General features: G+C 46.4%; 12 protein-coding genes and 3 pseudogenes. 4 read left to right on the top strand and 11 right to left on the bottom strand.

Annotated elements, in window-relative coordinates:
- Positions 1–11 precede the first annotated feature (11 nt).
- The 4 genes from D7Z26_RS06475 to D7Z26_RS06460 all read right to left on the bottom strand — a co-directional run bounded on the left by D7Z26_RS06475 (position 12) and on the right by D7Z26_RS06460 (position 4,791).
- Positions 12–827 (bottom strand): carbohydrate ABC transporter permease, encoded by an 816-nt coding sequence (locus tag D7Z26_RS06475; protein WP_120975242.1) that lies wholly within the window; start codon positions 825–827, stop codon positions 12–14.
- On the bottom strand, positions 824–1,774 hold the full coding sequence (locus tag D7Z26_RS06470) for a carbohydrate ABC transporter permease (RefSeq protein WP_120975241.1): 951 nt from the start codon (positions 1,772–1,774) through the stop codon (positions 824–826). Before D7Z26_RS06470 ends, D7Z26_RS06475 begins: the two co-directional genes overlap by 4 nt.
- 108 nt (positions 1,775–1,882) lie before the next feature.
- Positions 1,883–3,313, bottom strand: a complete 1,431-nt coding sequence (locus D7Z26_RS06465) for an ABC transporter substrate-binding protein (RefSeq protein ID WP_120975240.1) — start codon at positions 3,311–3,313, stop codon at positions 1,883–1,885.
- A gap of 122 nt (positions 3,314–3,435) precedes the next feature.
- Positions 3,436–4,791: an ABC transporter substrate-binding protein gene (locus D7Z26_RS06460; RefSeq protein WP_120975239.1), complete on the bottom strand. Its 1,356-nt coding sequence runs from the start codon at positions 4,789–4,791 to the stop codon at positions 3,436–3,438.
- 237 nt (positions 4,792–5,028) lie between these two features.
- On the opposite strand from D7Z26_RS06460, the gene D7Z26_RS06455 reads away from it, so the two are divergent.
- Positions 5,029–5,397 (top strand): winged helix-turn-helix transcriptional regulator, encoded by a 369-nt coding sequence (locus D7Z26_RS06455; RefSeq protein ID WP_120975238.1) that lies wholly within the window; start codon positions 5,029–5,031, stop codon positions 5,395–5,397.
- 156 nt (positions 5,398–5,553) lie between these two features.
- On the opposite strand, the gene D7Z26_RS06450 is transcribed toward D7Z26_RS06455, so the two are convergent.
- On the bottom strand, positions 5,554–9,390 hold the full coding sequence (locus tag D7Z26_RS06450; protein ID WP_120975237.1) for a glycosyl hydrolase family 98 C-terminal domain-containing protein: 3,837 nt from the start codon (positions 9,388–9,390) through the stop codon (positions 5,554–5,556).
- Between the two features lie 722 nt (positions 9,391–10,112).
- The gene (locus D7Z26_RS06445; RefSeq protein ID WP_120975236.1) at positions 10,113–10,388 is read right to left on the bottom strand and encodes an aldehyde dehydrogenase family protein; all 276 of its coding nucleotides are present in this window, start codon (positions 10,386–10,388) and stop codon (positions 10,113–10,115) included.
- 322 nt (positions 10,389–10,710) lie between these two features.
- Between D7Z26_RS06445 and D7Z26_RS06440 the strand changes: the two are divergent.
- Positions 10,711–11,403: pseudogene (locus D7Z26_RS06440) on the top strand (IS3 family transposase); the annotation flags it as partial.
- A 632-nt stretch (positions 11,404–12,035) separates the two neighbouring features.
- Positions 12,036–13,040 (top strand): SDR family NAD(P)-dependent oxidoreductase, encoded by a 1,005-nt coding sequence (locus D7Z26_RS06430; protein ID WP_120975233.1) that lies wholly within the window; start codon positions 12,036–12,038, stop codon positions 13,038–13,040.
- Between the two features lie 103 nt (positions 13,041–13,143).
- Here D7Z26_RS06430 and D7Z26_RS06425 read toward each other — a convergent pair.
- The 3 genes and pseudogenes from D7Z26_RS06425 to D7Z26_RS06415 all read right to left on the bottom strand — a co-directional run bounded on the left by D7Z26_RS06425 (position 13,144) and on the right by D7Z26_RS06415 (position 16,440).
- A pseudogene (locus D7Z26_RS06425) lies at positions 13,144–14,361 on the bottom strand (IS256 family transposase).
- A gap of 104 nt (positions 14,362–14,465) precedes the next feature.
- A complete protein-coding gene (locus D7Z26_RS06420; protein ID WP_120975232.1) occupies positions 14,466–14,765 on the bottom strand; it encodes a hypothetical protein in 300 nt (99 codons plus the stop codon).
- A 22-nt stretch (positions 14,766–14,787) separates the two neighbouring features.
- Positions 14,788–16,440: a TniQ family protein gene (locus D7Z26_RS06415; protein WP_120975231.1), complete on the bottom strand. Its 1,653-nt coding sequence runs from the start codon at positions 16,438–16,440 to the stop codon at positions 14,788–14,790.
- A gap of 136 nt (positions 16,441–16,576) precedes the next feature.
- Here D7Z26_RS06415 and D7Z26_RS06410 point away from each other — a divergent pair, with 136 nt between their 5' ends.
- Entirely contained in the window at positions 16,577–16,909 is a 333-nt protein-coding gene (locus D7Z26_RS06410) for a helix-turn-helix domain-containing protein (RefSeq protein ID WP_120975230.1), read from the top strand.
- Positions 16,910–16,988: 79 nt separating this feature from the next.
- Here D7Z26_RS06410 and ltrA read toward each other — a convergent pair.
- A pseudogene (gene ltrA, locus D7Z26_RS06405) lies at positions 16,989–18,383 on the bottom strand (group II intron reverse transcriptase/maturase).
- Positions 18,384–18,803: 420 nt separating this feature from the next.
- Positions 18,804–19,874, bottom strand: a complete 1,071-nt coding sequence (locus D7Z26_RS06395; protein WP_158602222.1) for a TniB family NTP-binding protein — start codon at positions 19,872–19,874, stop codon at positions 18,804–18,806.
- Positions 19,875–19,877 lie beyond the last annotated feature (3 nt).

Raw genomic sequence — 19,877 nt, 5'->3', positions numbered from 1 at the left:
ATACTTCAATGCTAGTCTTTGAGCGCTCCCGATGTGATTCCGTTCGCGATATAACGTTGAGCGAATAAGAAGATGATGAATGCCGGCATGCCGAGGACTACAAGCGATGCATAAAAACGTCCTTGGTCGATCGGGTTAAAGCTGAAGGCGCCTTGAAACGAGTTGACTGCCATCGTAGCTGTCGTCAGCGATCCATTCGTAAGGAACATCGTCGGGAATAAATAATCTTGGAACGACCACATGATGCATAGTACCCCCAGATTAATCAAAGCGGGAACCGACAAAGGCAAATAGATTCGTCGGAACGTTTGGAATTTCGTCGCTCCGTCGATCAAAGCCGACTCCATCAATTCATCAGGGATGTTGTCGAAGAAATTTCGCATCATCAAAACCGCGAACGGAACTGTCATCGCGACTTCCGCGATAATGACGGCTCCTAGCGTGTTATATAGGTGTAACTTTTTCAAAATAAAGAAAAACGGTATGACGGCGACGATCGCCGGAATTGCCAAACACATAAGAATAATGGAATATATTTTTTGCCTGCCTATGAAAACCATTTTGGAAAAGGCGAAAGCAGCGAGCGTCCCGACGACCAAAATAATTGTCGTATCGCCGACAGCGACGATTAAGGAATTGAAGAAAGATCTAAAGATCGAAAGCCCGGCGATTTTATGAGTGAAGATATAGACGTAATTGTTAAGTCCGTCCACCTGGAGCGAATTTTTAATCGTAACGATGACCGGAAAGATCCAGAATAAGGATAAAGCGACGATAAACGAGATGCCGAAAAACCGCTCCGCTCGCGTGACCCTAATCAAGTTCATGCCGCACTCTTCCTTTCCTTTTTGCCTTTAACGTACATCCGAAGTTGAATAAAAGAAATGGCGAGCGCGATAATTAGAAGTAGTGTCGATGCCGCTGAAACGTAACCAATGTTGGCGCCCGCTCCGCGGAAATAGTTGAACAGATAAATACTGGATATTTCCGTCGATTGCGCCGGACCGCCTCCCGTCATTAAATAGATGCGCTCGAATTCCCGGAAGCTCGACAGCAATGTAGATATGATGATCGTTTTGTGAGCATTCTTAAGTAGCGGAAATACGATATTCCACATGATGCGGTTCAAGCCCGCTCCGTCTAGAACCGCGGCTTCCAGAACGCTCGTATTGACGGTCGTAAGATCCGCGCTGTAATACATCATCGGGAACCCGATCAAATATACGCCGATAACGATGACGGACATGTAGGCGAGATGGGGATCACTCAGCCATTGCTTCGCCAGGAAATCTAGACCTAGCGCGCGCAGGAACTCGTTCCATGCTCCGAATCGGTATTCAAGAATCATGGAGAATACCGTCGCGATCAACGCACCAGGTAGCATTGCCGGAATGAAGAACAGGGCATGGAAAAAACGGGAGCCTCTAAACTTCAAGCTTAAGAATACGGTGACAATAAAACCGATTGTAATGCTAATGAAGATGTTGCCAGCGGAAAAGATTAAGTTGTTCAGTACCGAGAAATAAAAGTGAGAATCTTCCAGGACGAGACGATAATTGTTCGTTCCAGCGTCAGTTGCTTTGCCAAACGAGATATCCGTGTTTTGGAAGCTCGTGTGAATCAAGAAATACAGACTGTATAGGATAAATACGGCGAATATGGACAATAACGGCGCAATGAATAGATAAGCCGTTACGTTTTCTTTCCATTTCCTCGCCTGTCTTGATTTTATAGGTATCGTCTTGCCGGAATCGACAGGGATACTCGGGTTCATTGCGCTTCACCGTCTTTTCGTTTGTTCTCGAGGCCGAGTTGTTAAATACCTACCATAGCCTATGAATTATCTAAGCTATGATAGGTATTCTGGTGTTAGCTATCGTGATTAGTTCGGCATTTTACCTTTGTCGAATTCCGCTTGAATCGCTTTTGCGGTATTCTCGGGAGACACTTTGTTTAAGATCATTTTGATCAGATTGTCGCCGGCCACGTTGGAGAACGGCGAGTTGTTGTTGCGATCCGTCGGTGCGTTAGATATTAAGTCGACGAGCGTTTGATAAGACTCTTGTGCTGTCGGCGTGGTGAGGATCGACGGATCAACCGCCGCATCGGATTTATTGCTTACAAAGCGGAACTGACTGTTAATGGCATCGTCTCCGGCTCCAAAAGTCAAATACTTGATAAGCTCCATCGCTTCTCTCGGATGTTTCGACGTCTTGACGATTCCAAGTCCATTATCTATAAAGGCGCGAATCGAAGCTTTTCCACCCGCTTCGATCGACGGAATCGGGATAATGCCGATGTCGTTGATATTGATCTTGTTTTCTTTCCGATAGGCATCCGAAATCATGGCAGCTTCCCATGTTCCTTGAATGAAAAATGCTGCTTTTCCGCTCGTGAATAACGATTTGGAACGGTTGTAATCCAAGTCCATCACATCTTTTTTGCTGAAAATACCATCATCGAACAGTTTCTTGAAACCCGTTAAAGCTTGGATGTATTCCGGACTGTCGAATTTACCACCTTGATTGTAGCGCCATCTGTTGTATAGATCGGATTGCTGTCCCGCAATCGTCCAGGCGACCTCGTCCAAAGTCCAGCCGTCTTTGCCGTTAACCGCAACCGGAATGATATTCATTTTCTTGTCTTTGATTGCTTGTACGACGACTTTCAGATCGTCGTAAGTTTTCGGTACCGCCACGCCAAGTTGATCGAGAATGTCTTTGTTATAGTACATAACCATAGAGCCTACCGAGCCTTGAGAAATGAACAAGGTCGCGTCTCCGTCGACTTGTGTTTTCAATTGCTTAACGCTATTCGGCGTCAGTTTGTTTTGCCAATCGTCTCCGACCGAAGCGGCCAGAAGATCGTCAAGCGGCAGCAAGTATTGTTCGATCTGCTTGCCCATACCGCCGCCTTGAACGCCGACGACGTCTATATCTTCGCCCGTGGAAAGTCCGAGTGGCATTTTCTGTTGGTAACCGGAGCTGTTCTGCTGGTCCCATACGCTAAGCTTTACCGTGATGTTCGGATAGTCGGCTTGAAACTTGTCGAGAATCGGCTGCAGGACACTTGACGGGGGATCCCAAGTCCAATATGTCAGCGTAACCGGTTCTGCGCTGGAAGCGCTGGCTGACGGGGATGCCGTCGCGGATGCGGATGGTGCTACAGACGGAGATGCGTTCGCGGATAAATCGGAGCTTGATGGACTGCTGCTTGCGTTGTTGTTGCCGCCGCACGCCGCCAACAACGACATGATCGACGCCATCGCAATAGAAAGCGATGCAGTACGGATTACTTTTTTCTTTAACGCCATGAAAGAAACCCTCCCTCGATTTGTAAAGCGTTTACATCGACGCTTACGTTGTTAATCGTAAAGGAAGGTTCAGTTGGTTAAAATGGATAAACCCCACAACTTCGCATGGATAATCCCGAGAATTATTCCACGTATTTGCCGGCATCGAACTCCTTCTGAATAAGTTGGACCATCTCGTCGATATTGGCATTCGTCAACATCACTCTTTGAAGCTGTTTGCCGACGTAATCGGAGAAAGAGCTTAGATTGTTGCGATCCACCGTGGCGTTGGCGATCAGATCTTGAAGCTTCTGATAGGAATTTTTGGCCGTATCGGTCAGTAAATCCGTCTTGTCCGGCTGGAACCCGATCTTAGATGGCACAACGAAGAAGATGTTGCCCATCTCGTTTGCTCCTTCGCCAAGTGTAAAATATTTCAGTAATTCCTCTGCCTCTTCCGGATGGCGAGAATCTTTGGATATGCTCAATTCATAATCCAAATAAGCCCTTACCGCCGGTTTGCCCTCTGGATACATTAACGGCAAAGCGGTCAAGCCGACATCCTTAAGCGGTATTTTGTTCGCTTCCTTATATTTGGATGAGAGCATGGAAGCTTGCCAGCTTCCTTGGACATACATCGCCGCCTTGCCGGTCGTGAACAACGAAAGAGCTCGTGTGTCATCCATATCTGCAGAGTCTTTGCTGATCACGTTATCGTCGATCATTGTCTTGAAATTGCGAACGGCGTCCTTATATTCCTCGGAGTCCCATTTCCCACCCTGTTTGTACCGAATTTTGTTGTAGAGATCCGACTTTTGCGAAGCGATTGTCAGAACGATTTCATCCAAGATCCAACCCTCCTTCGCACCGACGGCCAAAGGGAGAATATCCGGCTTCCGTATTCGCAAAGTATTTACGATCGTTTTCAAATCCTCGTATGTTGAAGGTTCCTTTAATCCAATCTCGGTTAACAACTCATTGTTGTAGTAGAGCATCATCGATGCGGAATCGCCAATCGGAACCGCGGTGACGGCACTCGAATTTTGCTTCATCATTTTCAGATCCGCAGTCTTGATTTGATCTAGCCAGTCTTCACCAACGTCTTTTCTAAACAAGGGATCTAAGTCCATTAAATAATCCGAAAGGCTACCGACCATGCCCGGTTGCATGCCGACGACGTCCAGATCCTCGTGCATGGACAGGGATATCGGGAGCTTTTGCTGATATTCCAGACTTGGCATTACGCTAAGATCGACTCCGATATTCGGATGCGTATCTTCGAAACGTTGCAACATCGGTTTGAAGTCTTCCGGAGACAAGCCCCAAGCCCAAAATTTAATCGTAACTTTATTTTTCGCATCTGCCACGGCGCTGTTATTGGATTCCGATTTATTTTGCGATAACGGACTGCACGACGAAATAACGCTGGAAAGGACTATAACAAGTACTATCGAAGCGACATCTTTTAACCGGTTTTTGAGAATACATGGCGCCTTCATTTATGAAATCCCCCTTATCCGTCTTTGAGGATTCGTTTCTTATTCGTCGCATTTCAACAGTCTAACATTGATCAAGATTTATAATAGCAGAACCAATCGCTTTGTACATGGAGAATCACGAGATTTCTTGTTTGATTTGACTTGTATCCATAGGTGCATCATTGTATTATTCATTTGTATACGATTGGCCTCGCTCGAAAATACTACGACAGCCTTAGCAAGAGGAGCGGATAACCTATGGACTTAGAAAAGAAAACGGATATTATTAACTTCGGCTGTCCCGTCACCGTTACTGTTGAAGTTATCGGAGGCAAGTGGAAAGGCGTCATATTATATCATTTAACCGCAGGGGCAAAACGTTTTAATGAAATGCGAAGATTACTCCCCAGTATCACCCAGCGAATGCTTACTTTACAGCTACGCGAACTGGAGCTCGACGGTATTGTCCACAGGGAAATCTATCGTGAAGTTCCCCCTAGAGTCGACTACTCTCTAACTCCGTTCGGAGAAACCTTAAAGCCCCTTATTTTCATGATGCGGGATTGGGGAAGGAAGAATGAAGGGCAAATCCTTGCAAATCGTGAATCAATTTGTGAGCAAAAGTGAAATGCCTTTATTTGTTGAACGCAAAACGCCGATCTCGATTCGGCGTTTTATTTTGTCCGTAAACCGATCACCGCCGGGCGTATCTTCGAACCGTTGCAACATCGGTTAAAAGTCTTTAAAGGGCCAGCCCGATATTCAGGCTGGCCCTTTATTGTGTCATGAATAGTAAGTAAAGGCGTCTAGCGCTCCGACAACGTCGGACGAAGCGGCATTCTTCGTTCCGTCTACGACGATTTTGATCGTGTGGCTACCGGCTGTCATGCCAGACTTCGTAAACAAGATAACTTGCTTCGTATTCGTCGCAGCGTAGCAGTCGATATTCGCTGCTTCCAAAACTCCATCTACGTAGACGTCCACGAAACCCATATTCTTTTGTTTCATACTTAAATATTCGATTTTTGTTCCTGTGAAAGTGAATTGAGCATAGGCGCCGGCAACTTTGCTCCAGGATTCTGTCGTCAAATAATCCAAGGAGCTGGTGCTTTGACCCCAAGTTCCGCTATATATGATCGAGGGGTCTCGATCGTCCACTGTGACGGAAGTCGGTGGCGAAGTCGTCTGAGTTGATGCCGCTAAGCGCGCAATCCAAGCATCGTCAAATTGCACCTTCGTGCCGTTATTCGCCGATAGACCGACAGCACCTGCAGCGAAAGTGTTGTCCCTAGCGCTTAAGACGACATTCCCGTTCAAGGAAACTTTGAACGAATCGGCGTTTGCCTCCACGCTGAAGGAATACCACTTTTCCGTGCTTATGGTTTGGCTCGTCGTAGCGATTGTCGACCACGTTCCGCTTACCCGCTTCAGGAGAGAGATCGTTCCCGTAGTGCCGTTCGTCGTTACTCCAACTTTATACATGTTGTTCGTATCCGTAACGCGGAACAACAACCCCGCGTCGTAAATCGTACCTGTCTTAAACTTCATCATTGCTTTATATATATAATTCGCCCATGACGTACTTCCCGCTGTAGAGAAGTTTTCCGCTCCCGATACCGCAGTAACGTTATAAACGCCGTTTGTACCGTTCGTATATTTCGTATCGTCGTTAAGTACTGCCCACGTACCGCCGGTCGTCGTCCACTGGTACGGGAAATCAAAGCTGGTTCGCGTCGGCCAGTAAGTGAACGCTATCGCACCTTCGCCGACCCAGTCCGTCGCCGCGCTCCAACTACCGAAATCTGTGGTGTAGTCGACCGTCGAACCCACAGTCACCTTTGCATCGTCCACAAGGACATATTCCTGCGAGGCCGAGCCGTAATTCACTTCTGTTTTCACTCCAACCATTCCAGAAGTATAACTCGTATCCGTAGCCGTGATGTACAAAGTACCGTCCAAGTAACATTGAATCGTAGATCCGGTAACGATGATTTTTACGGCATATTGGTGGTTTGCTGCAAGCGATACTGAACTCGTCGCCAGTAACGTCGATTGGTCTTTGTACAACTTCAAAGCTTGTGTGCCGTCGTTGTTGACGTTTTTGTTGAGCGGATCGAGCATTAGGGAGTACCCCTGCCGCGTCGATGGATTAGTATCGAATAGGATCCGAACCGGAGTGCCAACGACGGAATTCACCTTGATCTCGTAAGTGAAGTTCCCCGAATACGTTTTTTTCTTCATATAAATTGGAACGTCGCTCACCCAAGGAGAATCGTACGGAATGATTTTCATTTGACCATTTTTGACGGTCCAATGCTTCGAACCAAGATTGGTATCCTCATCCTCCACGGCTGTGCCATAACTGAAATCGTTGAAACTTATGTCATTAAGCATCTGGTATGCCGCGGGTATAAAACTGATCCTGTCGATGCCTATAATGGCCGACTTCGCCACGATTTTGATGGTGTGAAATTGGTTAGTGAGACCCGTTTTGCTGTAGACGACTTGGCCATAACTCGTTATTGAGCTATTCGTGCTGACATTTGATGCATCCAACGTGCCGTCAATATAAACATCGGCCGTACCACCCGTAGACCCTTTACGATCTACCCAAGCAACGGATGTCCCGAAAAACTCGTAGGAAGCCGTAGCGCCGACTGTAGAGGTCGTTTTGTAGGTCGAATTGTAATCGTTGGCCGTTCCGGCGTTCGTCCAAGTGCCCGTATAGCTAATTAAACTATCGGTATCATCCGCACGCGTCCAGAACGCGGTATCATCGCCCGCCGTCGTCTTCAAGATCAAGCGAACTGGACCATTATGATTGACCGTTATCGTATCCACCATCGTGGACGAATTCCAGCTATCCGTATAGTTGTAATGCCCGTCGTAACCAGAAATCGCAATGACCGGCTTGCTAGTCGCAGTCACCGTGAATACTGTCGAACGCAAAGTCGTATCGAATGGATGCGGAACATAACTGTATTCGGCATAATAGTCCGTGAATTCCAGCATTCGTTTACCCGCTGGAACGTAAATATCTTGCTGGTGATCGGATCTATAGTTGTTTATTTGAATGTCCAAAGTCGATCCAGTATCGTCGACAGTTGCATAGGTGTGCGGCGTAATCGTCGTGAAGTCAAGCTGGGAGAACGTCGTTCCACCGGTCAACGGTAGCGTCGCCGTCTCGTTTGTATTCGCCGAATAATGGTTGTTGTAGATAAGCCAGTTGTTATCGTTCTTCTCCGCAAAGGCGGTTCCCGTATATACCGATGGATACTTCGTGTTAAAGAAAGCGGTTCGCGTCGCTTGACTCGTATAGTTGGCATTATAAGTAGTCAGATTCAGAATTGTTGAGAATTGCGCAAGAACGCTGCTAGGCGCATATTGAGGTATTTGGGGGATCATACCGTATCGCCCTGTAGTTCTCAGCCAATACCATAAGCCCGATGTTGAATTTGTATCCGGGGCCATCTCGTACAGACCCTGGAATAATGAAGTCTGATTTTGAACTCCACCCCATGTGCGGGAATCGGATAGCTCAGGCATTGTTCCGGCGGAAGCATCGAAGGCGACTTTCGTTTTGGCGATAACTTGCGCTTTCGTAGGAGCGGGATGTGCAACAATGTAACGGAAAGCGGGCAGAATCGATTCGTAAAACAATGGCGTGTAGAGGTTGTTCACCGCCGGAAGATCCAATTGGTTTTCCAATTGGTATACCGTAGCCCCGTGCAAGTAGCTATCCAGCATGCTCATACTGTATAACGTCTCCGGGACTGCCCTTGTCGTACGATCGCCACCGCCATTCGAAGACTGTCCGAATATGTTGCTCGCAGGAAAAGGATAGCTATCATAATACGGTCCCCAGTTCCCTGCCGCGCCTGCCATCCAATAACCCAACGCTTCGGAGTTCACGTAGTCGTAGTTTTTGTGAATCATTTTGAAATTCGGTATAAAATTGGCGCTATACTGGGCGATCGAGTTGTAATAAGACTGAGTCTTCATCGCATTGGCGAAAACATTATTGTCTTCCATGGAACCTTGGATGTGATAACCACCATAGGTATTCGCAAGGGCAAGCAGTCCTGGAATAGACGAGTTGACGCTCGTCAGCTCCGATACGTCGGTGCCGATCATGTTTGGGTAATTCTGATAGAGACTCTCCAGCCAAGTCATGCCGTCCGATCCGCTCGTCGGGTTCTCGCCATATAGTACCATCATCGGGATGTTCAAATCTTTGCCTTCGGCCAAATTATCTTCTATCCATTTGCGGGAATTCGCTACGCTAGGTTTGCCTACCCAATTTGCGAAATGACCGGGATGCAGTACAAATACCACGTAGGGCTTAATGTCATCGGGAAGTCCTGCCCATGCCTGTTTAATATCCCACTGTCTATTATTGTCTCTGCGGAAATCAGGGTCGCCTGTATAGTTGGAGCCAACAAGCAATTGCATGATCAACATCGGATGGGCGTTGTCGACGACTCTACGCATCGCGCCCGCGCCATGTGCCTGCTTCGGCTGCAAGCCACCGATTGATCCAAGCGAAGCGAAGACCATTAGAAGCAAGCACACTGTAACTTTGAATCTTTTTGATAATAAATTAGAGCTTTTTCTAAACATGAATACGTTCCCTCCCTGAATGAAATTAGATTTTAAGTAACGATCTAACTATTAATGCGGTTTACTTCACTCCTTCAAGAAGTCGCTAAAAAAAGGAGTCAAGCGTTCCCCCTCTCATGAATATTGAATACGCTTACATATTAGTAAGAACCTTCTGCTTTGTACATGGATTAACACGAGGTTTTTAATGGACAAAACCTATTTCTATCGGGAATGTATCGGCGACCGATTCGGGAGCCCCTACGCATCCTGCATGAGAAAGATCAAATGCCCATCCTATAAATACGGGATGGGCATTTCAATAAAAAATATCTCTTCTTGCTTGCTGCAAATTTGAATTTACAGCGCGAAAACCTAATACCACCATTACTGAAATTTTATTGCCTTTTAGCCCTTAACCGCACCTCCAACGATTCCTGATGTGCTCCATATTGTTTGAATAGATGCCGCTAGAAATGCCCTTATCCCTGATAGGCAAGGTTCTCGGTCACAATCTTAATGGCTTCTTCGAAGACGCTTCTCCTGAGAACAGATAGTTGAATCCGCTTCCCGATTCCAAAGCCAAAATGACCTTAGTCCCTTCCGGAACCTTAAAGCCTGAAATTCTCGTAACCTCCCTTGCCGGACGAACGATGACGTCTCTTCCCATCGCGTTGGAATCCGGCCATCGGAAATAAAGCTTTTTTCAACTTTCCCTTCTCTTCCGCGGTAACCAAGTATGTTCACAAATCAATCATTCGCGCCATTAAAGCGTCAAATACGCTCTGTTGCACGATAATGTAGTTTTCGCTGGAGCATCCGCTGAATTGGTCGAAATTTTTACTGTTTATTAAACTGTCTGCCGTCTCTTCTACGTCCGCAGTTTTATTGATGATTACGTTGGCATTTCCGACTCCTGCGCCATATGCAGGCGTTCCTGAAGAATAAGCAGCCTTCACCATCGCCTTCCCCTCCCTCGTGATAATCAAATCGCATTGTCTTATGATTTCCTGGCTCATATCAGAGCTGGTATTCTGTGCGCAGATAAGTAGATCTTCAGGAGCTCCCAGTGCCGATGCATCACTTCAACGGTAACAAAGCTCGTTTTTTACGTTGTCGGATGCGGGAAAAAGACGATGGCGTTTTTCGTTTTCAAGGCAAATGTAGCATGCATCGCTGGTGTAACCTCAAGCTGCGTGCTTGGAACAATTACGGCAACTACGCCAACGGGCTTACCTATTCTAATTAGGACGCGTTCCCGGAATCTCTTCCACGACGCAACTCTCTTGACGTCCCTAATGTCCCATAGGAGCCCCTTGACTTAAAGCAGTGACTGAATCTCGTCAGCTCCGTCTAGATCAGGATGTAATCATCAAGGAACATATCCGGGCCATTCATCGCTTACGGCCATACTTCGGCTACATACGTATGCGTACCGCATTACGTAAGGAAGGGTTTCAGGTGAACCACCAGAAGGTGCGTCGGCTAATGCGAGAGCTTGCAATCCGCTCTGTCATTCGTAAGAAGCGGCAATTTGCAGACCGCAAACCGTCTGTGACCTTCCATGTCCTGAACCGCCAGTTTACATCTGAGGCTTCCCTTAAGAAATTTGTGACCGATATCACCTATGTAAGAACGGGGCATGATTTCGTTTATTTGTCTGTCATCCTGGATCTACATAACAACGAAGTTGTTGCATGGGTAGTATCTGCACTAAACGATCTCGATCTTGTACTCAATACGGTGAAGAAATTAATTGCAAATGAGGCAGTGTTACATTCAGACCAAGGCTTTCAATATACGACAAAGAAGTACAGCAATCTCTTAGAAGAGCAAAGGCTCAGGGGCAGTCACTCAAGACGTGGCAATTGCTATGATCTCAAGACGGAGAAATTCTATATAAAAAGACCAAATAATGAGGAACAAGCTCGGAGCCAGATTGCAGAATACATAACGTTTTACAACCATGAACTTTTTCAAAAAAAGCTCAGCGATCTCTCCCCGGTAAAATATCGGGAAAAGACCGCTGTATAAATTCCTCTTTTTTCACTGTCCACTTGACGGGGGTAAGACCATTGGATTGTTCGCCCTTATTTGTTTTATTAGACAAACACCTCATTCTTAACCTCGTGAATCCGCATACGATACTCGAAAAGGAATTTGTGAAGATGGAGCAGTAGTAGCCTATGAAGCTGAAAGCGCTCAAAGGGACGTCGTATGATGTCATTTTTAGTTTGGGCGATCTTTGTATGGACTTCATTTAACTGAGACAGAACAACCTCAGACCTAATTACAGGCGTTCTGGATTGGATGGGTTCGCTCATTCTGTCATCTGATGGAGTTTTCAAATTTGCATGTTATCGGTTTTGCGGATGATTCCCGCATCGCAGTGTCAGACGATGCCTACCATATCGTGTCTAGTCACGATATTGCGGTTGGGCCCAATTCTTTGACTCGTTTGGGTAGTTATGCGGAGGTTAAGAAGAAGTTCGACCACCGTATACATCGTTTTCTGGAGAAAGCCACTACTTGTCGGCCCATCCTTTTGTATGGACAGAAGTTCGGTCCAGCTTCCGTCCATCAACAAATGGACCGATAACGATCATCTGTGGAGGAGGATGTTCGAAGGAATACAATTGAGCAAATAACCGTGAGAGGTGAAAGAGATGTTCGAAGGGTCAGTCATCTTCGTGACCGGAGGAACCGGTTCATGGGGACAGGAACTGGTAAAGCAATTGTTAGATCAAAATCCGCAAAAAATTATTATCTTTTCGCGCAATGAAACCAGTCAAGTAAAAATGAAAAGAGAAATGGAGGATCATCGTATAAGCTTTTGCATCGGAGACGTTCGGGACCGCGAAGCGATGGTCGAAGCCTGCCACGGAGTGGATTACATTTTCCATTTAGCAGCTTTAAAGCACGTACCCATCTGCGAAGAACAGCCGTCCGAAGCGCTGAAAACGAATATTATCGGAACGCAAAACGTGATCGAAGCCGCAATCGAGAACGGTGTCAAAAAAGTGATCAACATTTCGACCGACAAGGCAGCGGACCCCGTCAACTTCTACGGCATGACGAAAGCGATCGGCGAAAAGCTGGTCGTCTATGCGAATCGCTCTCAGGTGAAGACGAGGTTCATTAACGTAAGAGGCGGTAACATTCTTGGCTCCAATGGCAGCGTGCTTAATTTGTTTATCGATCAATTGAACGCGAAAAGCCGGATCGGCATTACCGACAAGAGGATGGTCCGATTCTTTATGACCGCACAGTCGGCATCCGAACTCGTATTAACTGCGGCAAGAGAAGGGATAGGCGGCGAAATATTCATCCCGATGCTATCGGCATGCCATATTCTGGACTTAGCGGAGGTATTAATCGAGTCGTATGGCGCCGAGGATGCCGAAATCGTTGAAATCGGAAGCAGGCCGGGAGAAAAGCTGAACGAGGTTCTGCTTTCCCAATATGAATGCCGCAATTCGGTTGTGTTGGACAACAAGTACTTTGTCGTTCTTCCGACAACCGAGATTCCGGCATTAAAGCAAGCTTATGCTGCATGGCCTCCCGCGCAAGCGGAATTGCACTGCGATGAGAAGTCCCTCATGACGAAATCCGAAATCAAACAAATGCTGGCGGATGGCGGATTTATATTAGCAAAGGAGGGTCGTCAATGAAAATTTGCTTGCGACCTATTGGCATGTTCCGCATTTAGGCGGCGTGTGGACCTATATGGAGCAATTAAAAACGAAGCTGGAAGCATTAGGGCACGAGGTAGACTTACTTGGATACGGGGATAAGGAAGCCAGCTTTAATCGCCTCTCTCCACAGATGCGTTGCCCAGTTTTTTACACGGCCAGTCCATTTTCTCGTGACGTCCATCGTGGCAAGGTAGAGCATCTTGAGCAAGGATTCATCCGTAGGGAAGATGCTTTTACCCTTGGTTACCTTTCGGAGCTGGCGGTGGTAACTCTCAATGATTTTGGTGATGTAGATGAGTTTACGGATCTCTGGCAGGTATTTAAAGAAGGTCGCAAGCTCGTCCCAGTTATTGCGCCATCAGCGGATAATGAGTGGATATTTACCGCCCCATATCTCCTCGAAGCGATCCAACTCGACTAGCGCCATTTCCTCAGTTGCTGCTTTATAAATCGGTTTTAAGTCAGCCGTTACCTTCTTGAGATCCTTGCAGGAGACATAGCGAGTGGAATTGCGGATCTGGTGGATGATACACTTCTGAATTTCGGTCTTCGGGTAACAGGCGGATATGGCCTGTGAGAAGCCGGTCAGGTTGTCGACACAGATAATAAGTATGTCCTGAACACCACGATTCTTCAGGTCATTCAGAACGCTAAGCCAGAACTTAGCGGACTCATTCTCACCGATCCACATGCCCAGTACGTCCTTGTTTCCATCCAAATCGATGCCAATGACCATGTAGGCTGCCTTGTTCACAATGGCTCCATCTTGCTTTACTTTATAGTGGATGGCATCTAGGAATACCACGGCATAGACGGCCTGAAGGGGCCGATTCTGCCACTCCTTGATGAGGGGAATAATCTTGTTTGTCACATTAGATATGAGCGTGGGAGACACTTCAAGACCATACAGAGTTTGCAGATGATCCTGGATATCCCGGGTGCTCGCACCCTTAGCATATAGCGCAATAATTTGATCCTCAATGCCGGTCACGTTGGACTGATGCTTCTTCACGACTAGGGGCTCAAACTCGCCAAGTCGGTCTCGTGGCACTTCGATTCCCTATTCACCGTACGCGCTCGTCACGTTATTCTTGCTATCCCCGTTGCGACTGTTACTTGTCTGTTTGCTTTGAACATCGTGCTTCTCGTAGCCCATGTGTGTATCCATTTCGGCCTCGAGCATCTCATGCAAAGTCTCCGCGAACAGATCCTTTAGAGCGTTCTGCGCATCTTGAGCTGTGACTAGCTTGTTCTCCTTAATATAGGCTCTGAGTTGCAGCTTGCTCCATAGTCCCATGTGTACTCCCAACCTCTCTGTTACTTTTATTTTAGTAGGTTTGAGAGTTTACACAAACTATTTTACAGACTCTCCTATGACCGGCATGGCGAGGAAAAGCTTGCTCATCCGCTTCTCTCTTGAATGAAATTATATATATGGGTAAACCACTCTGTTCTCCAATAGATAATGAATTCGTCCCCCAATTCCTTCATAGTAATAAATTTTTTTAATATTTCTATTTCTTGATTGCAATAAATAAGGTTACTTTCAAGTTCTTTTATTCGACTATCTTGTTCAACAATTAATTCTGAGGTGAGTTCTATGAACTTACTAAGTTCATATTGATCAGTAGCCGATAACTCTCCTGCTCTTAGTTGTTTGCATAAACTTATGATAATTGTACTCATAACATCGCTGTGCATAATTTATCTCCTTTCCTATCGATTAACTGTCTTTCATTTTCATAATCCTATCTTTCAAATCGTTTATGGTGTCAAGATACGCATTAATTGTTGCTTTATCCATATCCTCATGTGCATCTACTGCACTAGCCACTTCCACCCCGTCCATATCATATAACAACAAATAGTCAGGATTTTCTGGCTTATAAAGCACTGGTATAAACCATTCCCCATTCTTCTCTGCAGCTTCAAACCATTGGTTCTTAACCATCTGAATATTGGAATATACATTTCCATTAAGAACAATGCCTTGTCCAGTAACTGAAGCCAACCTCATCTGAAACCCTTCTAGTCTCGCGTCTTTCATATTATTCTCTCCTCTCAATGATAAGGATAAAAATGAAACTTCATAACAATAGTCGATTTCTGAGCGATCAAATGTAATATTCATTAGTGAATCACAAGATATCTCACTCGCTGTCTGTAATACACCATCAACAACAAGAAAAATGATTCCCGCAACATCCAATCCTTTCTTTGGATACATTTGCACAATATCTCTTAATGATATACGACCCGTACAGTTTATCTGGTTACCTTTACACTTAATAAGCAAGTGTTGTATCTCATCAAGGGCAAGCTTCTTCTCAAAGCCTATAACTTTCTCATGTAAAATTCCCATTTGAATCATCTTTTTTACCGTTTCAATTCCAACACCTAGAAGATGACCCGCAGCTGTTTTTGACAAGTAATTATGACTTGAAATATTTAACATAGAAGGTGTCGCACGTACATTCCATTTAGGTTTTGTTGCATTCATAAAAGTCGAATATACCTGTTTGATCCGGTACCATGTCGGGTTTAATAACAGCTTTTCGAAGCTGTATTTTGCAATAGTTTGAGCGGAAGGCGTTTTTGATTTCTGCTCTTCAAGAACCCGAATAAACCTGTTGGGAAACTCCCGGTACATTTCGACCACTTCAAAGTAAGATAGGCAACACTTTTTATGGTGTTTCCCTTTACTCGTCAGGTCTTTTATCTTCACCCCCTCATGTATGAAGCTTGGGGTATCGTGGAGTAAACTAAGACTGTGCTTTACTAAGGAAAGGAATTGCGCAACACCAATCTCTTGGTTAAGAACCGTAATGCTTCTGGATGATGATATAAATAGCCGACACAACTCGTTCTGAAGATTAATGAGGTGCCTATCCGGCTCGTCCGAAATGGAGATTAACTGTAGGCTGGTATTGCAAGAAAGACAGTGCCCCCTAGTAATGGATTGCTGGTCGATTCTCTGCCCACACACACATTCACTCTGAAGCCAAATATGGTGAATGGGACAAATATTATTTGCGCTAATACACCATGACTTCTGATGCACGGGTATCTCTAGAATGCATAACGGGCAATATTGCACACGCTGACGTAAAAATAATTGGTTATATTGATGCCCGTGAATAAGAACATGAAGATCGTGGCTGGTCAAGTTACCTAATTCGATTTCGTTGTATCCCGTATACTCACCTAACTTACTAATACTTTCTTTATTTATAAGGTTTCGTTCCAACTCCCTTTTATCAGCCTGTATTAGGTGCTTCACCTGGCTGACTGATGGATAACCGTTTTCCTCAGTCAGCCGGTAAAGGTATCCAATCATACTTTCTCCAACTTGAGGTTTCGGCCTTATTAACAACATCTATCTCCCTCCCTAATAATCATTATTCCCATTTTTCACGAAAATATTGCTTATATGCAACATTATTATAATTAGGGCTTATATGTTTATTTTTATGTTTTTATATGTTGTCTACACTTTAAGTAGAGGTGTGGCAATGACAAAAGTTCAGAGATTAGTAGGTGCTAGGATCCGCGAAATACGCAAACAAAAAGGTTGGTCCCAAGAAGCGTTGGCCGAACATGCTGGCTTTCATTACTCTTTCATTGGAAGCGTCGAACGAGGGCAACGAAACATTTCCCTCACAAACTTAGAGAAGCTTGCATCCACACTAGGAGTCGAAGTACATCAACTATTTGCCTACTCCAAAGCAATGCCGGAGGGGGACGATAAAGATCCCCTTTTTCAAGAGATAATCGATATGTTGATCCGATTGGATCGCAGTGATTTAAAAAGGCTTAAAGTGGTCATCAAGGAATTCCTTCGGTAGAATCGAGTAGCTGGGGGCGGCTAGCCCCGAGCTCTCACACCACCGTACATGCGGGTCCGCATACGGCGTTTCCAAAAGGTTAACAAAGCTCCAAATAACGAGAAAGCAGACTTTTCAGCCCTTTCCCTTCCCAATAGGAAGTCGGAAGGGCGTTGTTTGTGTTCCGGGCCAATTCCCATGCTCCGTGGCGGGAATTGGCCATAACCAATCATGCCCATTCCGGTACACCGAGAGCTCGAAGTTCGCGAATGCGAGTGCGGACTCGCTTCCACTGTTCCACAGACACATGCGCAGTCGCCTGCGAATCCAATGGTCGAGTTGTTCGTAGTGCGTCTTTGCGGAGGCTAGACGGAAATATCCCAGCCAGCCCATCAAGTAGCGGTTGAGCTTCACAATTCGCTCCTCCATCGACATCGACTTCGTTCGGTTCGTTAACTCCCGCACTTTCTCTTTGAAACGTGAGATCGTCTTCGGGGAGAGCCTTATCGTCGCCTGTCGATGAGAGGTGAAGCTAAATCCAAGGAACTTTCGGTTCCTAGGTCTTGCCACTGCGCTCTTCTCCCGGTTCACTTTCATTCTTAGCTTTCCTTCTACGAAGCGAATCACCGACTCCATCACGCGTTCCCCCTCCCGTTTGCTTGCAACGAAGATGTTGCAATCGTCCGCATAAGGGACGAAGTGCAGCCCGCGCCTCGTCAATTCTTTATCCAGGTCATCCAGTAGGATGTTTGCCAAGAGCGGACTCAAAGGGCTGCCTTGCGGCGTTCCTTCCTCCGTCTTCTGACATACCCCGTTATCCATGACTCCGGCGTTCAGGTAGGCTCGGATCAGTTTTAGGACTCGCTTGTCCTTCACTTTCCGCGCTACCCTCGCCATGAGCATATCGTGGTTGACCCGATCAAAGAATTTCTCCAAGTCCATGTCTACCGTCCAGCGTAATCCACTCTGGATGTAGCCTTGGGCTTGTTTCACTGCATCGTGCGCACGTTTGCCCGGTCTGAAACCATGACTGTGCGGAGAAAATTCGGCGTCGAAGATCGGATTCATCACCTGCAGAAGGCGCTTGCTGGAGGAATCGGTCCATCACGGTTGGGATGCCAAGCAGCCTCACGCCGCCTCCTCCGGGTTTGGGGATTTCCCCCCGTCTGGCTGGCGTGGGTCTATACGTTCCCGTTAGAAGTTCGGCTTTCACCTGTTCCCAGTGTATTTTCAGGTAAGTTTGTAGCTCGGCTATCATTACACCATTTACACCAGGTGCTCCTCCGTTTTGGACAACACGTTTATAGGCGACCCGAAGATTACTTCCTTCGAGCATTCGCCCCAGCAGGTCGTTTTGGTATTCGCGAGAGGAAGGAGCGACTTGTGCCGGCGAAGAGTTCGGCGCTTCGGCATACCCTGGCGGCTTCACCGCTTCTCTTTGCCTTAAGCTCTCTTGCGAGTTATTCTGCTGTCGTTGCTCTTCACGCGAACGCATCGGTTTCCTCTCTCCTTTCGGTTCGGCCCTTCCGCAAACTGTTGCAATAGTCCACGTACTATGGCCTCTGCTGACTCCTGCGAATTCAGCAGAGCCTTCTGGCTCTGGTTACGAAGTGACTTCGCATTTTCCGCAGGTCTCCCCAGATAAGAACGCCATCTGTCTGCCCGCGACCACTGGGGTCTACAAGATTAGCCCTTGGCGGCTTTGGATTTCGTTGTGAGTGGGCAACTCATCCGACTAGCCCTGCCTCAAACCCAGTTCGTATACCTTGGCCCGTGCATATGCCTCCAGCTTCCTTCAGATTCCACCTCGCGATGGACACCTTTGCTCTTGGCTACGGTAGGCGCTCGCCAGCCCCCGTTCGGAACTTTCACCCTAAAGATGACGCCCATGCTGGGCGTACCACAAAAGCACGGATCAGCCCCCGATGGGCTGATCCGTGTTTTGTTTCCGGTTCTTATTAAACAATCGTTTTTCCAACTTTTGCTTCGCTAGTATTTCTTGCTTGTACTTATTTTCTTTCTCCGTTTCCTTGTGGAGCTCAGTTGCTAGTTCGAAATCTTCTGATTCAAAAGGATTCATCGTGAAAGGCCTTGCAGTCTGTTTAATTTTCTTAAAGGCCTGGTTGAGGTGCCTCAATTCGATGCTATCGTATCCTGCATTTACGGCGTAAGCTGTTGCTTCAATTAACAGTTGCATTACATAGAACGGTATACCTAAAGAAGTGTAGTAGATACGATCAGCAATGCCAATGTCAGTAAGGTTACTGGGTTTTGCGAAAGGAAGCTGTTTTTCAACCTCCTTGAGGAATTTTCTGAATGTCGTTATTTCCGCTGAAGTCCCATACCGAAACGGGGGTAATTCAATTTTGTTCGTAAACCGCCGGTCCAACTGAGGGTTGTTGACGAAAATCCGCATGGATTCCGGCATTCCGCACAGAACAACCGGAATTTTGATTTCTTCGGTAAACGTCTTCACCCAGTTAGAAGCAGTTACCAGAACGTGAAGTGTGTCGCTATCGATCAGATGCTGGAACTCGTCCAGAATGACCATTTTGACCTCGCATTTCCCGAATAGATGATGTACACGGCTGGTCAACTCGGACTCAGTACCTCGAAAATGATTTGGATCCCCTAAATCAAATAAAATCTTCGAGGCTAATGAACGTGGTGTCGCTTTAGGCGGTACTTTCACATGAAGGACAGTGATTCTGGTAAATTCGCGCGAATCCGTTACCACCTCCTCACGCGGATACCGACTTGTAAACTCACTCGTTACCGTACTCTTCCCCGCACCCGTAGGACCATACAGATAGAGGCAATCGGGCGCGACAGAATCTTCTCCAAGGTCGAAGCGCATTTCAAGCTCTTCGAGCACTTGCTCATAGAGAGGGTGATGAACAATAATTTTTTTGACATGTTCGACGCGCCTTTTCAGTTCCTGACGACTTGGCTTGACACCGTTGAGTTCCTGAAATTCATTTTCCATTTC

The organism is Cohnella endophytica, assembly GCF_003628305.1.
GTDB lineage: Bacteria > Bacillota > Bacilli > Paenibacillales > Paenibacillaceae > Cohnella > Cohnella endophytica.
This window is presented reverse-complemented; position numbering and strand designations above follow the sequence as displayed.

Coding starts and splice junctions, on each gene's coding strand:
- D7Z26_RS06415 (WP_120975231.1), bottom strand. CDS start 16,440: ATGTTGTTAATAAGGCCGAAACCTCAAGTTGGAGAAAGTATGATTGGA.
- D7Z26_RS06410 (WP_120975230.1), top strand. CDS start 16,577: ATGACAAAAGTTCAGAGATTAGTAGGTGCTAGGATCCGCGAAATACGC.
- D7Z26_RS06395 (WP_158602222.1), bottom strand. CDS start 19,874: ATGGAAAATGAATTTCAGGAACTCAACGGTGTCAAGCCAAGTCGTCAG.
- D7Z26_RS06450 (WP_120975237.1), bottom strand. CDS start 9,390: ATGTTTAGAAAAAGCTCTAATTTATTATCAAAAAGATTCAAAGTTACA.
- D7Z26_RS06460 (WP_120975239.1), bottom strand. CDS start 4,791: ATGAAGGCGCCATGTATTCTCAAAAACCGGTTAAAAGATGTCGCTTCG.
- D7Z26_RS06420 (WP_120975232.1), bottom strand. CDS start 14,765: ATGCACAGCGATGTTATGAGTACAATTATCATAAGTTTATGCAAACAA.
- D7Z26_RS06475 (WP_120975242.1), bottom strand. CDS start 827: ATGAACTTGATTAGGGTCACGCGAGCGGAGCGGTTTTTCGGCATCTCG.
- D7Z26_RS06430 (WP_120975233.1), top strand. CDS start 12,036: ATGTTCGAAGGGTCAGTCATCTTCGTGACCGGAGGAACCGGTTCATGG.
- D7Z26_RS06470 (WP_120975241.1), bottom strand. CDS start 1,774: ATGAACCCGAGTATCCCTGTCGATTCCGGCAAGACGATACCTATAAAA.
- D7Z26_RS06455 (WP_120975238.1), top strand. CDS start 5,029: ATGGACTTAGAAAAGAAAACGGATATTATTAACTTCGGCTGTCCCGTC.
- D7Z26_RS06445 (WP_120975236.1), bottom strand. CDS start 10,388: ATGAGCCAGGAAATCATAAGACAATGCGATTTGATTATCACGAGGGAG.
- D7Z26_RS06465 (WP_120975240.1), bottom strand. CDS start 3,313: ATGGCGTTAAAGAAAAAAGTAATCCGTACTGCATCGCTTTCTATTGCG.